12 protein-coding genes are annotated in these 13,726 nt (G+C 36.2%); all 12 read left to right on the top strand.

The genetic code is table 11. The features are described 5' to 3' along the window. The 12 genes from hisH to rfbB all read left to right on the top strand — a co-directional run bounded on the left by hisH (position 1) and on the right by rfbB (position 13,653). A complete protein-coding gene (gene hisH, locus Q4Q46_RS03870; protein ID WP_113940955.1) occupies positions 1–615 on the top strand; it encodes an imidazole glycerol phosphate synthase subunit HisH in 615 nt (204 codons plus the stop codon). Further along, positions 609–1,355 carry an imidazole glycerol phosphate synthase subunit HisF gene (gene hisF / locus Q4Q46_RS03865; protein WP_113940956.1) on the top strand — a complete coding sequence of 249 codons (747 nt, stop codon included), beginning with the start codon at positions 609–611 and terminating at the stop codon, positions 1,353–1,355. The genes hisH and hisF overlap by 7 nt, the downstream gene beginning before the upstream one ends. Positions 1,356–1,418: 63 nt before the next feature. Beyond that, positions 1,419–2,741 (top strand): hypothetical protein, encoded by a 1,323-nt coding sequence (locus Q4Q46_RS03860; protein WP_311905281.1) that lies wholly within the window; start codon positions 1,419–1,421, stop codon positions 2,739–2,741. Between the two features lie 16 nt (positions 2,742–2,757). Beyond that, entirely contained in the window at positions 2,758–3,963 is a 1,206-nt protein-coding gene (locus Q4Q46_RS03855; protein ID WP_311905280.1) for an oligosaccharide flippase family protein, read from the top strand. Positions 3,964–3,979: 16 nt separating this feature from the next. After that, positions 3,980–5,026 carry an EpsG family protein gene (locus tag Q4Q46_RS03850; RefSeq protein ID WP_311905279.1) on the top strand — a complete coding sequence of 349 codons (1,047 nt, stop codon included), beginning with the start codon at positions 3,980–3,982 and terminating at the stop codon, positions 5,024–5,026. Further along, positions 4,950–5,795: a glycosyltransferase gene (locus Q4Q46_RS03845; protein WP_498300216.1), complete on the top strand. Its 846-nt coding sequence runs from the start codon at positions 4,950–4,952 to the stop codon at positions 5,793–5,795. Before Q4Q46_RS03850 ends, Q4Q46_RS03845 begins: the two co-directional genes overlap by 77 nt. 13 nt (positions 5,796–5,808) lie before the next feature. Next, positions 5,809–6,969 (top strand): DegT/DnrJ/EryC1/StrS family aminotransferase, encoded by a 1,161-nt coding sequence (locus Q4Q46_RS03840; protein WP_311905277.1) that lies wholly within the window; start codon positions 5,809–5,811, stop codon positions 6,967–6,969. Further along, on the top strand, positions 6,962–7,558 hold the full coding sequence (locus Q4Q46_RS03835) for a sugar transferase (RefSeq protein WP_113940962.1): 597 nt from the start codon (positions 6,962–6,964) through the stop codon (positions 7,556–7,558). Before Q4Q46_RS03840 ends, Q4Q46_RS03835 begins: the two co-directional genes overlap by 8 nt. 2 nt (positions 7,559–7,560) lie before the next feature. Continuing rightward, positions 7,561–8,727 (top strand): nucleotide sugar dehydrogenase, encoded by a 1,167-nt coding sequence (locus Q4Q46_RS03830; protein ID WP_311905276.1) that lies wholly within the window; start codon positions 7,561–7,563, stop codon positions 8,725–8,727. Between the two features lie 401 nt (positions 8,728–9,128). Further along, on the top strand, positions 9,129–11,069 hold the full coding sequence (locus Q4Q46_RS03825; RefSeq protein WP_311905275.1) for a polysaccharide biosynthesis protein: 1,941 nt from the start codon (positions 9,129–9,131) through the stop codon (positions 11,067–11,069). Between the two features lie 77 nt (positions 11,070–11,146). Beyond that, positions 11,147–12,499 carry a phosphoglucosamine mutase gene (gene glmM / locus Q4Q46_RS03820; RefSeq protein ID WP_261271431.1) on the top strand — a complete coding sequence of 451 codons (1,353 nt, stop codon included), beginning with the start codon at positions 11,147–11,149 and terminating at the stop codon, positions 12,497–12,499. 131 nt (positions 12,500–12,630) lie between these two features. Further along, positions 12,631–13,653: a dTDP-glucose 4,6-dehydratase gene (gene rfbB / locus Q4Q46_RS03815; RefSeq protein WP_311905274.1), complete on the top strand. Its 1,023-nt coding sequence runs from the start codon at positions 12,631–12,633 to the stop codon at positions 13,651–13,653. Positions 13,654–13,726: the final 73 nt, after the last annotated feature.

Below are 13,726 nucleotides of genomic sequence, written 5' to 3'. Positions count from 1 at the left end.
ATGCTTAAAATTGTTGATCTAGAAGTTGGCAATATTGGTAGTGTAATTAAAGTTATTAAGCATATTGGAGTTGATTTTGAATTAATTACATTACCAGAGCAACTAATTGGTGCCAGTAAAATTATTCTTCCAGGGGTCGGCAGTTTTTCTGCCGCGGCCCAAAAAATGCATAAATCAGGTTTTGCGGAAGCTTTAAATGAGCATGTATTAATAAATAAAGTACCAGTACTCGGGATTTGTGTAGGAATGCAATTATTGGCTACCTTAGGCGTTGAAGGTGGAAGTACAATGGGACTTGGATTTATTAATGCTACAGTCGAGCGTATCGATAATTTAAATGGAACATTAATTATCCCACATATGGGCTGGAATGACGTTTACTCTAATAATATACCAATTTTTCAAAATATTAATGACAACAGCTGTTTTTATTTTGTTCATAGTTACGCGATGAGAATATCTGAGAATGAAAATGTTAAAATAGCTTATACTAACTATGGAGAAAATATTGTAGCATACGTTAATAAAGAACATATACATGGAGCACAATTCCATCCAGAAAAAAGTCAGCAAGTGGGCATTCAATTTTTACGGAATTTTATCGAATTATGTTGAGAAAGAGAATAATACCAATTGTTTTACTTGATGGTTTTTCAGTTTTAAAAACAATTAATTTTAATGTTAGACGTAACTTAGGTAGTCCTATAACCGTAGCCAAAACATATAATACCCGTAATGTCGATGAGTTGGTTTTGTTGGATATTGATGCATCAAAGCAAGGGCGGTCGATTGATAAATTTACAATTGCTGAAATTGCACAAGAGTGCTTTATGCCGCTTACTGTTGGTGGTGGCATTAGAACCATAAAAGATATTCGAGATTTACTTGCTAAAGGTGCGGATAAAATATCTATTAATAGTTATGCTTTAGAAAATCCTGATTTTATAAAAGAAGCATCGGATATTTTTGGCGCGCAATGCGTAGTTGTATCTATTGATGTTATTGAGGATGGTGGTAATTTTTACATCTACAATAAAGGTGTAATTCTAAGGGATCTTGATTTAATTGAATGGATTCAAATGGTAGAAAAACTTGGTGCAGGTGAAATATTAGTAAATAATGTTAGTCGTGACGGAACTATGATTGGTGCAAATATTCATCTTGCTGAATTGGTTTCCGATTCTGTATTTATACCTGTTATTTATGCAGGAGGTGTAAGTAGCCCAATTGATGCAGCATTAGTTGCTGAAACTAAAATTTCTGGTATCGGTATAGCAAGTATATTTCATTTTACTGATTACACTCCAGATGATTGTCGGAATGCTCTGAAAGCTAAATTAATACCTGTCAGGTAGTGTTTAAGAGTTATTTAAAAGCAATATTATATAATATTGCTTACTTAAATGTGATTTCTTAGAATGAAAATTAAATTATTTAAAAATTTTTTCTGTTTTATTTTGAAGTATTATTATATATCTAAAAGCAGTAATCAAATATTAACATGCAATAATAGTGGTGAATTAGCTTTTCAATGCACTATAGCGAAAAAACAATTTTTCTATAGTGTCTTTTTAAGATCATTGTTGCCTATACGTTATATTATAAAAAATTCATTTCTTGCATCTAAAATGCAAGAGCTTAAATTCGTGAATGACGGTTCTATTTTGTCGATATATTCAACTCTAAATCAAAAAAAATCTATAGATGCCGTTAGTGATGGTAATAAAATACTTAGTGTAACATTGACTAAAGGACTTGATGCAGACTACTTCTCCACTTTAAATTTGTGGAAGTCCTCTATGGCTTTACCTTTTATATATACATATTTATTTGTTATCTCTATATTTGATGTTGGTTTTTTAACAACTAAAAAACTATTTTCTTCATCAGGGGATAAAATGATTTTAGCATTATTTTATTATGTAAAGTTCTATTGTTTTTTTTTGAAAAATAGACCTGGATTAATATTTGTTGCTAATGACCATAGTCCTGAAATTAGATCTATAATATTGGCAGCTAAAGAGTTTAATATTAAGACCGCTTATATTCAACATAGCTCTGTTAGTAAGTTCTTTCCCGATATCAATGTTTTTGATATTGCTTTTTTAGATGGAAAGCAGTCTTTAGATGTTTATAACTCTATTTCACCATTACAGGAATGTACTCCTTATATTACTGGCGCAATCAGATTGGTTAATTTAAAAGAGCATAATCAGATGAGGGTGATTGAAAATAGAGTAAATATTGCTATTAATGACACCTTAAGTATTGATGGTTTAAAAGAATTAATTTTAAGTGCAAAAAATAAATTTCCTGTCGATTGTGTTTTTTATATTCGTCTTCATCGTCAACAGACAAACAGGAAACAAATTTTGAATCTTTGTAAAATAATGGGTGTTTTAATTTCTGATTCTAGCAACAATGTTTTTGACTTTTTATCTAGATCAAGATATTTGATAACTGTTTCTTCTGGTATTGTACTTGATGCACTTCGGAATAATGTGTTGCCTTTACTTTATATAGAACCAGATACAATTGATTTTTTCGACTTTGTAGAGAATGATATAGCCATTGATATTAGTTGCTTTAGTTATTGTGAGTGTGATTATTCAAATTCATTGAAAAAATTACAATTAAATGCTAAATACTTTGATCAATTAATTGGAGAGGATGCTGTAGTTGTATTCAAAAAAATTGCTGAAGTTAATAGTATTTTGTTATCCTCTAGTAGTGAATTATGAATAAGTATTTTGGTTTATGAAGATAATTAAGGATAGTGCAATATATCTATTGGGGGAGTTGATATCAAAATCAATACCATTCATGATGCTTCCATATTTAACTCGAAAATTGGAGTCTTCAGGTTTTGGTGAGTTATCAATATATCAACTTTATATATCCATTTTTGTCATCTTTATTGGTTTCAGCCAAGAGGGTGCCATTTCTAGATATTATTTTAGATATGGTACTAGAAATTTAGATTCTTTAGTTTTTACAAGTTATATATTTTCTTTTTTTATACTTATATTTTTTTTAGTAATATCCATTGCATTTAATTATTTACTTTTAGCTGTTTGTGCCCTGATTAGTTTTTTGCAATTTGTTTTTACGGTTCAACTTACCATTAGACAATGCAAAAAAGATGCAAAAGAATATTTTATATTGCAGTTTATATATAGTTTCTCGTATTTCTTATTTACTTATTTGCTGTTTGAGTTTTGGGATGTTTCTATAAGAACAGTGTTATTCTCTTTAATATTATGCTCTCTTTTTTCTGTGTTTATTTCCTCAATTTATACACTTAAAAAGATAACTAGCTCTGGCTTTAAATTTAAAGTGACTACGAAGTTGTTTTTTTATTTAATTTCGTTTGGCATACCGCTTATAATTCATCAATTAAGTATTTTAGTAAAGGGGCAATTTGATCGGTTCGTTGTTTATAATTCATATTCATCTGATGTTTTGGGGAAGTATGCAGTTGCTTATCAAGTTTCATCAGTGATTTTTGTTATTCTTATGGCTTTGAATAAAGCAATTGTTCCTTATTATTTTAGTGCATTAAAAAATAAGAGGATTAATTTTTCGCATTTAAATAAGTTTGTCATTTATTCATTATCTCTTTTGCCAGTAACATACTTTTTTTTAATTAAGTTAGTTCCAATTGGTTTCCTTGGATGGCTGTTAGGTACTGAGTTCGAAGAAGCTAGAGTTTTCATCCCTATTTTCTCTTCTGGGTTCATATTGTTGATCCCTTATTTGGCTTTAGTTAATTATCTTTTTTATCATGGCAAAACTAAAGTTATAGCAACCATGAGTGTCATTGCCTCATTCGTTTATGTTCTCTGGTTGTTTTACTCAAGCTCTAAATCACTCTTAAGTGTTTCTCATTCTATGTTAATATCGAATTCTGTTTTAGTTTTGGTTCTTTATTTTTATAGCCGACAATTTAGTCATAGAAGTTGATTTTATTTGGTGAATTATGACTTTGGAAATGTTTTTGTTTTTGCTATTGTTCTTATTTGCTCTCGTATTGAGCTTAATTAAGTTAAATAAGGTCTTGTACTTTTTAATTTCTTTTTTTTTATTAATATCATATTCTGTAGTAGTAAGGTTGGCTGGCTTTGATGCTGATATTGGGAATTATTCTGAATTCTTGAAAGTCGATAGTTTTTCAATATACTATTTGAAAGAGCCTATTTATTGGCTTGGTTCGCGTTATTTGTTTAAGTTAACGGGTTCAGAATTTTTTGTATTTATTTTCTATGATCTTATATTTATAGGTTTGTTACTTATTTCTTGTGGTAAACTTAATCTGCCCAGGTATTTTCCTTTTGTTTTCTTTTTATTTTTTCCTACTGTTTTAGGTATGCAAAATGTATTTAGACAATTTATTGCCAGTGGTTTTTTGATTTTATTACTATCCTTGGCTTTTACAGGGGCGAAGTATAGGTATCGTTTTTTTGTTTTATTGCTTGCGACGCTGACTCATAATGTTTCTTTGTTGTTTTCGCCTTTGGTTTTTATTAGTCAAAACCAAAAAAAGTTTAATTTGTTTTTTTTAGTGTCGTGCTTTGGTGTGTTTTTATTGCTGCCAATAGCTGCTGGCACAAAGTCTGATTCAAATACTGGAGACTTGCCTCCGTATTTATATTTGACTATTTATTTGTTAGTTGTTGTCATTTATGTTGTTATTACTAGATTTAATTTCAATTTAAAAGAATATGCTTCTAAGTATGCAAGTTATTTATATATGATGTTTTATTTTCTTATTTTGATCTTTTTGTCTGTCTTTATATTAGGTGGGGCACAAAGTAAACGTGTCGGAATGTTATCATTATTATTGTCTTTAGTTCCTCTTACCTTGCTTATTGAGACAAGATTTAAGCAGAAAGTATTGGTTAGAGTATTGTTCATTTTTGCTGTAACGGCACCTACTCTGATTTTTCATAATGCACGTAGTCTGCTTGAAACGTCTCCATCTACTTTACAAGCAGAAGCAGCAGCAAGAGCACTTAATCACCACTAAATTATATGAGAATATGATGCCAGAGGTTTCAATAGTTTTACCCGTATATAATGCAAAGAGTTTTGTTGACGAGACGATTGAATCCGTCATAAATCAAACTTATACCAATTGGGAATTAATCGTAGTTGATGATTGTTCTTCTGATGGAACGTTTCAATATTTGCAGAGAAAGTATGGGAGTCTGCCTAATATAAAAATATTCACAAATCAAACGAATTCAGGTGCTGGTGTTACCCGTAATCGCGGTCTTAAAGAAGCTTTGGCTGAGAAAATTGCGTTCCTTGATGCTGACGATATTTGGTTACCTACAAAGTTATCAATACAAATAGCACATATGACCATGAATAATAGTGCAATAATTCATACAAGTTATGCATTTATCGATGAGGCAGGTAATCGTATCGCAGGGAAAATGAACGTAAGCCCTATTGTTGATTTGGGATCTTACATGCGCAACACTGAAATTGGCATGTCTACGTCTTTGATTAACCGAAGACTTGTCGGTAATATTCAGTTTAACTCTATGAGAACGAGACAAGATACTAAGCTTTGGTTGACCCTTTTAGAACGAGGTTTTTTTTCTGAGGGAATTGATGAGATTTTAGTATATTATCGTATAAGAAATGGCCAGATCAGTGGCAATAAATTCAAGATCGCTTGGCGTACTTTCAAGCTGTATTGGAGTGTAGATTCTATCTCTTGGTATAATCGACTTATTAATTTTATGTATTATGCATTTAATGGCGTACTTAAAAGACTAAATAAATAGGAAATAGAGGTTTATGATGGATTTTTTACCTTTTGCTTTGCCGGAAATTGGTGATGAAGAGATCAACGAAGTTGTCGATTCATTACGTTCTGGCTGGGTTACAACAGGGCCTAAAGCTAAGCGTTTTGAAGAAGCTTTTACTTCATTTTTGGGTGGTAATGGAATTGAGTCTATTTCAGTTAATTCTGCTACTTCAGGATTGCATTTAGCACTTGAAGCTGTAGGTGTTGGTCCTGGTGATGAAGTTATTGTTCCGACCTATACATTTACTGCAACCGCTGAGATTGTGCGTTATTTGGGGGCGACTCCTGTAATGGTTGATGTAGATGAACACACTTTCAATATGACTGCAGCACATTTTGAAAGAGCAATAACACATAAAACAAAGGCCGTTGTGCCTGTTCATTTTGCTGGTTTAGCGTGTGATATGGATCCAATTATTCAGGTTGCAAAAAAGCATGGGATTAGAGTAATTGAAGATGCTGCACATGCATTGCCAACTATTTACAAAGGTAAACTTATTGGGACTTTGGATAGTGATGTGGTTGTGTTTAGTTTTTACGCAAATAAAACAATGACAACAGGTGAAGGTGGTATGGTTGTTACCACAAATCAAGAAATTGCCAAACGTTGTAAGGTAATGCGTTTGCACGGTATTAGTCGTGACGCATTTGACCGTTATACTTCAACTAAACCAGCATGGTCTTATGAGGTTATTGCACCAGGTTATAAGTATAATATGCCGGATATTTCAGCGGCAATTGGTATACATCAGCTTTTGAAGCTTCCAGTTTTTCAGGTTAAACGGCAGAGAATGGCTGAGTACTATTATGAAGCGCTTAAAGATTTACCAATAGATTTGCCAGCATTGCCAATACAAGGTTGCTCTCATGCCTGGCATTTGTTCCCTATTAGACTTAAAGATGAAGTCCTAGTATCCAGGGACCACTTTATTGAGAAAATGGCGGAGTTAGGAATTGGCTGTTCTGTGCATTTTATCCCTTTACATCTCCATCCTTATTGGCGCGATACTTATAATTTGACACCCGAGATGTATCCTGTAGCACAGTGTATTTTTGAATCCGAAGTCACTCTGCCTTTATACACAAAGATGACAGATGATGATTTACTACGAGTTGTTGCAGCGGTTAGGCAGGTACTCGTAAATGACTAAGAGATTTTTTGATTTGGTATGTGCATCTTTTGGGCTTTTTTTGCTTCTTCCTTTGTTCTTAATTGTTGCAATATGGATCAAGTTTGATTCAAAGGGGCCTGTGTTTTTTCGCCAGATCAGAGTTGGAAGAAATGAAGTACCATTTCGTATTCATAAATTTAGAACTATGGTGGTGAATTCAGAATCTGTCGGTCGTTTGACGATAGGGAATGATGCGCGAGTGACTCGTTCAGGCATTTTTTTACGAAAGTTTAAAATTGATGAGTTGCCTCAGCTTATCGATGTTATCATTGGGACTATGAGTTTAGTTGGCCCTAGACCTGAGGTCCAAGAGTTTATAGATTGTTATCCTGAAGCAGAAAAAAAAATTATTCTATCTGTAAGACCTGGGATTACAGATAGAGCATCTATTGAAATGGTAGATGAAAATGATATTTTGGCTAGTTATGATGATCCTAAAATTGCATATGTTGAACATATATTGCCTATTAAGCAAAAGTTTTATATTGATTACGTAAATAAAAATGGCATTTTTTCTGATTTCAAAATTATACTTGATACCTTTTTAAAAATTATTAATCGGAAATGAATATGAAAATTGCGGTTGCCGGAACAGGTTATGTCGGTTTATCAAACGCTATGTTATTAGCGCAGTATAATAAAGTTGTAGCTGTTGACATTATTTCTGAAAAAGTTGAGATGCTTAATAACGGGATATCACCAATTGTTGACGTGGAGATTGAGGAGTTCTTAGCTAATAAAAATCTTGATTTTACAGCAACTTTAGATAAAGAATTAGCGTTCAAAGATGCTGATTATGTCGTTATAGCTACACCAACAGACTACGATGTTAAGACCAATTATTTCAATACTTCTTCGGTAGAAGCGGTAATTCGAGAAGTTATGTCGATTAATCCTAATGCTGTAATGGTAATTAAGTCGACTGTTCCAGTTGGTTATACTGACCGTATTAAACGAGAACTAAAAATCGATAATCTAATATTTTCTCCGGAGTTTCTACGTGAAGGTCGAGCGCTGTATGATAATTTGCATCCGTCACGCATTATCGTTGGTGAACGGTCTGAACGTGGTAAAGTATTCGCTAACCTATTAGTTGAAGGTGCAATTAAAAATAACATTGATGTACTATTTACAGATTCAACGGAAGCTGAAGCCGTTAAACTATTTTCTAATACTTATTTAGCTCTGCGAGTATCTTACTTTAATGAGCTAGATTCTTATGCTGAATCTCATGGTTTAGATTCACGTCAAATTATTGAAGGTGTTGGCTTAGACCCCCGTATTGGTAACCACTATAATAACCCTTCATTTGGATATGGTGGTTATTGTTTACCTAAAGATACTAAACAACTGCGAGCTAATTATGCTGATGTACCGAATAATATCATCAATGCGATTGTTGAATCCAATACAACTCGTAAAAATTTTATCGCAGATTCAATTCTTAAGCGCAATCCTAAGTGTGTTGGTGTTTATCGATTAATTATGAAATCGGGTTCAGATAATTTTAGAGCATCGAGTGTTCAAGGTATTATGAAGCGCTTAAAGGCAAAAGGAATTGAGGTAGTTGTATATGAGCCTGTGTTGAAAGAGAATGAGTTTTTTCACTCTAGAGTGATTAGGTCGCTAGATGAGTTTAAATCCAGCTGCGATGTTATTGTGTCCAACAGAATGGTTGATGAAATTCGCGATGTTGCCGATAAAGTTTATACGCGAGATTTGTTTGGGTCAGATTAAAATGAATTCCTTTTACAGATGATTTTATGTGAATAAATTTATCCATTTATCCATTTATCCATTTATCCATTTAAACATCTTACTAGCGCTTTGAGTATTTTATTAGTATTTTGCAGTTCGTTCTCATTAGTTGATTTTCCTGAGAGAATTGTCTTGACGGATTTATCATCATGCTAAGGTTAATGGGTTGATTTTTTACTTATGGAAACGGTCTGTTGGTTACTTGAGTTTGGTTGTTGTTATTGGGATGCTATAATGCTCAAACTTGTGTAATCTTACTTGGGCTAATGAATAGTGATACTGGTAAGTATCCTATTGTGATATTCCGAAAAATCTTTGCACATAGGACGCTTTGGGGTGTTCATTTTTTAGGTTGTCGAAAATTATTTGGGGGAGCGAAAATGGAGTTTTTGCAAGGCTTGTTCCGCTTAAAACGTACTCACAAACGTATGGTAGGTGTTGTTGTTGACTCGGTTTTCTTGTGTTTTGCTTTCTGGGCTGCAATATTGGTCCGAGTAGATGATGTTAGCGTAATTGCTAATGGGTCTTACTGGGCATTGCTAGCAGTCGTTGTTCCTTTGAGTATTATTTGCTTTGTTAAATTAGGTTTATATCGAGCAGTATTACGCTATATGGGGCTGCAAGCCTTAAGTGCAATATTGTTTGGCGTCCTTACCTCTACAATTTGCCTACTGGTAATTGCATATTACTCTGAGGCTAATTTACCCCGTACTGTACCAATTATTTACGCTGCTTTTGCCTTGGTATTTGTTGGTGGAACTCGCGCTATGGTACGCTCGTTAGTGGGGTCTGGCCTAAAGCGCGTTGGTGAACCTGTGATTATTTATGGTGCTGGTGTGAGTGGTCGCCAATTGGTAACTTCACTTGTTCAAAGCCATGAGTATTATCCCTTTGCATTTGTTGATGACGATGCAACCTTGCATGGCACTGTAATTCAAGGAGTGAATGTTCATTCGCCTTCTATTATAAAAAAACTCATCACACAAAAAGCTGCTACAAAGGTATTGCTGGCTATGCCAAGTGCTTCTCGCTCTCGTCGCCAAGAGATTTTAGTCAAGCTTGAACCTTTGGCTGTACAAGTATTAACCTTACCTGCAATGGCTGATCTGGTGAGTGGTAATAAGCTTTATAGCGATATTAAAGAAGTCGAAATCGATGATTTGTTAGGGCGTGATGCAGTTACTCCCCGTTGCGATTTAATGGTTGCCAATATCCGCAATAAAGTAGTGATGGTCACGGGAGCTGGCGGCTCGATTGGCTCTGAGTTATGTCGACAGATATTAAAACAGTCACCTAAAAAATTAGTGCTATTTGAGTTATCTGAGTTTGCCTTGTATACGATTGAGCGCGAACTTTCAGCGACAGCTTTTGAGTTAGGACTTGATGTTAAAATTTTACCGATCATGGGCTCGGTACAACGGGAAAATCGTGTTCAAGCAGTAATGCAATCGTTTAGAGTCCAAACTGTGTATCACGCTGCAGCCTATAAGCATGTGCCATTGGTGGAGCACAATGTCGTTGAAGGTGTGCGTAATAACATCTTTGGTACTTTATATACTGCTCGTGCAGCGATTGCAGCTAAGGTTGAAACTTTTGTATTGATTTCGACGGATAAAGCTGTACGACCAACTAATATCATGGGCACGACTAAGCGTATGGCAGAGTTGGCACTTCAAGCGTTATCTAAAGAAACACATCAAACCCGTTTTTGCATGGTTCGCTTTGGTAATGTATTAGGATCTTCTGGATCTGTGGTGCCCTTATTTCGTAAGCAAATTGCCAATGGGGGACCTGTTACTGTTACTCACCGTGAAATTACCCGTTTCTTTATGACAATTCCGGAAGCTTCACAGTTAGTTATCCAAGCGGGGGCCATGGGTAAAGGTGGTGATGTGTTTGTGCTGGACATGGGGAAATCCGTCAAAATTGTCGATTTAGCGGCAAAAATGATTCGTCTCAGCGGTTTTGAAGTGAAGGATGAACTCAATCCTGATGGTGATATTGCCATTGAGTTTAGTGGATTACGTCCTGGTGAAAAATTATACGAAGAATTACTAATTGGTGATGATGTAACTGGCACTGAGCATGAACGTATTATGACTGCCAATGAAAGCTATCTTTCTTGGAAAGAGCTAGAAGTTATTCTTAATCGCTTAGATAAAGCTTGTCATGAGTTTAACCATGAAGCTATACGAGAAATCTTACTGTCAGCACCAACAGGTTTTAACCCAACAGACGGGATATGTGATTTAGTGTGGCAGCAAAAGAAAAAATTAAGCGCTGCTGATGGGCAAAATAAAGTTGTTCCGCTAGTTTCTTAGTTTTCTTGTGGTATTTGAAAAGCCAAATCAAATTTGATTTGGCTTTTTTCGTTTATAACTGTTTTTAAGGATGCTGTATGTCTAGGAAGTATTTTGGTACTGACGGTGTGCGTGGCAAGGTCGGTGAGTTTCCTATTACGCCTGATTTTGCGATGAAGTTAGGTTGGGCTGCGGGCACTGTGCTGGCGTCTAGTGGCACTAAAGAAGTACTGATTGGTAAAGATACCCGTAGTAGTGGTTATATGCTTGAGTCGGCAATGGAAGCAGGGTTTTCTGCTGCAGGCGTTAATGTTGCGCTTATCGGCCCTATGCCGACCCCCGCGGTGGCGTATTTGGCCTCAACATTTCGTGCTGACGCAGGGGTTGTGATCAGCGCATCGCACAATCCATTTTATGATAATGGCATTAAGTTCTTTTCTAATTCTGGCACTAAGTTAAATGATGCCCAAGAACTTGAAATCGAAGCCTTGTTAGACAAGGCGCTTAACCAGAATGCAATGCAGTGTGTTTCTTCTGAAAAGCTGGGCAAAGTGCGCCGTATTGATGATGCTGCCGGTCGTTATATTGAGTTCTGCAAAGGCACTCTTCCAAATCATTTGTCTTTAGCGGGATTGAAGATTGTCGTCGATAGCGCCCATGGCGCCGCATACCATATCGCGCCCAATGTTTACCGTGAACTTGGTGCTGAAGTGATTAGTATCAATGATAAACCTAACGGCGTGAATATTAATGATCACTGTGGGGCGACGTATTTAGACAGTTTGCAAACTGCGGTTATGGTACATGAAGCTGATTTAGGTATTGCGCTTGATGGTGATGCTGACCGTGTCATATTTGTCGATCACAATGGACATGTGGTTGATGGTGATGAGATTTTATTTATTCTTGCCCAGGCTGCCTACAGCAAAGGTGAAATGACGGGTGGCGTGGTTGGTACCTTAATGTCAAATCTAGGTTTAGAGCTGGCGCTTAAGCAAATGGATATTCCCTTTGTGCGTGCAAAGGTGGGCGACCGTTATGTGGTTGAACAGCTTAAAGCAACTGGTTGGCAACTCGGCGGTGAGGGGTCAGGTCATATATTGAGTTTGCAGCATGCTTCAACGGGTGACGGCATTGTTGCATCCTTACAGGTGCTTAAAGCTGTATTAGAGTCCCAGAAGAGTTTATCTGAGATTAAAGCTGGCATGACTAAATTGCCTCAAGTGTTAATTAATGTACGTTTAGCCACAGCTGATGCTGATAGCATTTTAGCGACAAGTAGCGTTCAGCAAGCTGTGATTAAAGCCGAAGGGATTTTAGGTGACCAAGGGCGTGTGTTGCTGCGCAAATCGGGTACAGAGCCGCTTATTCGGGTAATGGTCGAATCGACTGATACTATAATGACGCAGACTCAAGCAGAATATATTGCAGATGTGGTTCGAGCAGCTTAACTCAGGACTCTGTGAAGCCTAACGGCGCTAAATGTCCTTTCGAATATTATTATGCTGATTTTTTCAAGCCAGAAAGTTGTATACTTTCTGGCTTTTTTATTTTAATGCTTTTTATTTTTGGGGTAGGCGATATGCGAGTGCTCGTTACCGGTGGTGCAGGCTTTATCGGTTCTGCTTTGGTCCGGATGCTGATTGAGCAAACGGCGTGTGTTGTGATCAATTTCGATAAGTTGACCTATGCCAGTGATCTCGAGTCCTTAGCATCTATTGCCAATAGTGAGCGCTATCATTTTATTCAAGCAGATATTGGCGATAGGGCGAAATTAGATCAAGTGTTTCAGGATTATCTGCCTGATGTGGTGATGCATTTGGCGGCCGAAAGCCATGTTGATCGCTCAATTAATGGTCCTGCTGAATTTATCCAAACCAATATAGTGGGTACTTATACATTGCTTGAGGCGTGCCGTAGTTACTTTCAAAGCTTGACTGACGACAAGCAAAAAGTGTTTCGATTCCATCATATTTCTACTGATGAGGTTTATGGTTCACTTGGTGATACTGGGCTCTTTTCTGAGACGACAGCTTATGCTCCCAGCTCTCCTTATTCGGCGAGCAAGGCATCGGCGGACCATCTAGTTCGGGCTTGGTATCGTACCTATGGTTTACCGATAGTCATTACTAACTGCTCCAACAATTATGGACCTTTTCAATATCCTGAGAAATTGATCCCGTTAATGGTGTTGAATGCATTAGCTGGCAAGCCGTTACCTGTATATGGTAATGGCCAACAAGTTCGTGATTGGTTGTATGTTGATGACCATGTACGGGCGTTGTTTCTCGTGGTGACCCAGGGTAAGGTGGGGGAGACTTATAATATTGGTGGTACTAATGAGCGGAGTAATCTTGAAGTCGTACATCAAATATGCGATTTACTTGAGGAGTTAGTACCCACTCATGCACAAGCACTTGCGGCTGATGGTGTTGGTTTTCGTGGCTTGATACAACACGTGACAGACAGACCCGGGCATGATATGCGTTATGCCATTGATGCGAGTAAGATCCTGCGGGAGCTTGGTTGGCAACCACTTGAATCCTTTGATTCAGGCCTGAGAAAAACGATTGAGTGGATAGTGGCTCGCTATTATAAAGCGTAAATTGATTAATATTACTGAATTTAAGCGTCAGTACCGTAACGAGCGTAGGTAAAATTTAGGCTGATTTTTGATT

It is taken from the genome of Shewanella vaxholmensis (genome assembly GCF_031932135.1).
GTDB classification, from domain to species: Bacteria; Pseudomonadota; Gammaproteobacteria; order Enterobacterales; family Shewanellaceae; genus Shewanella; species Shewanella hafniensis.
The sequence above is the reverse complement of the archived record's forward strand: the minus strand, read 5'-3'. Positions and strand labels throughout refer to the sequence as shown.

What these genes read in the sequence shown, in the direction of transcription:
- hisH (WP_113940955.1), top strand. Translation starts at nt 1, where the DNA reads ATGCTTAAAATTGTTGATCTAGAAGTTGGCAATATTGGTAGTGTAATT.
- hisF (WP_113940956.1), top strand. Translation starts at nt 609, where the DNA reads ATGTTGAGAAAGAGAATAATACCAATTGTTTTACTTGATGGTTTTTCA.
- Q4Q46_RS03860 (WP_311905281.1), top strand. Translation starts at nt 1,419, where the DNA reads ATGAAAATTAAATTATTTAAAAATTTTTTCTGTTTTATTTTGAAGTAT.
- Q4Q46_RS03855 (WP_311905280.1), top strand. Translation starts at nt 2,758, where the DNA reads ATGAAGATAATTAAGGATAGTGCAATATATCTATTGGGGGAGTTGATA.
- Q4Q46_RS03850 (WP_311905279.1), top strand. Translation starts at nt 3,980, where the DNA reads ATGACTTTGGAAATGTTTTTGTTTTTGCTATTGTTCTTATTTGCTCTC.
- Q4Q46_RS03845 (WP_498300216.1), top strand. Translation starts at nt 4,950, where the DNA reads ATGCACGTAGTCTGCTTGAAACGTCTCCATCTACTTTACAAGCAGAAG.
- Q4Q46_RS03840 (WP_311905277.1), top strand. Translation starts at nt 5,809, where the DNA reads ATGATGGATTTTTTACCTTTTGCTTTGCCGGAAATTGGTGATGAAGAG.
- Q4Q46_RS03835 (WP_113940962.1), top strand. Translation starts at nt 6,962, where the DNA reads ATGACTAAGAGATTTTTTGATTTGGTATGTGCATCTTTTGGGCTTTTT.
- Q4Q46_RS03830 (WP_311905276.1), top strand. Translation starts at nt 7,561, where the DNA reads ATGAAAATTGCGGTTGCCGGAACAGGTTATGTCGGTTTATCAAACGCT.
- Q4Q46_RS03825 (WP_311905275.1), top strand. Translation starts at nt 9,129, where the DNA reads ATGGAGTTTTTGCAAGGCTTGTTCCGCTTAAAACGTACTCACAAACGT.
- glmM (WP_261271431.1), top strand. Translation starts at nt 11,147, where the DNA reads ATGTCTAGGAAGTATTTTGGTACTGACGGTGTGCGTGGCAAGGTCGGT.
- rfbB (WP_311905274.1), top strand. Translation starts at nt 12,631, where the DNA reads ATGCGAGTGCTCGTTACCGGTGGTGCAGGCTTTATCGGTTCTGCTTTG.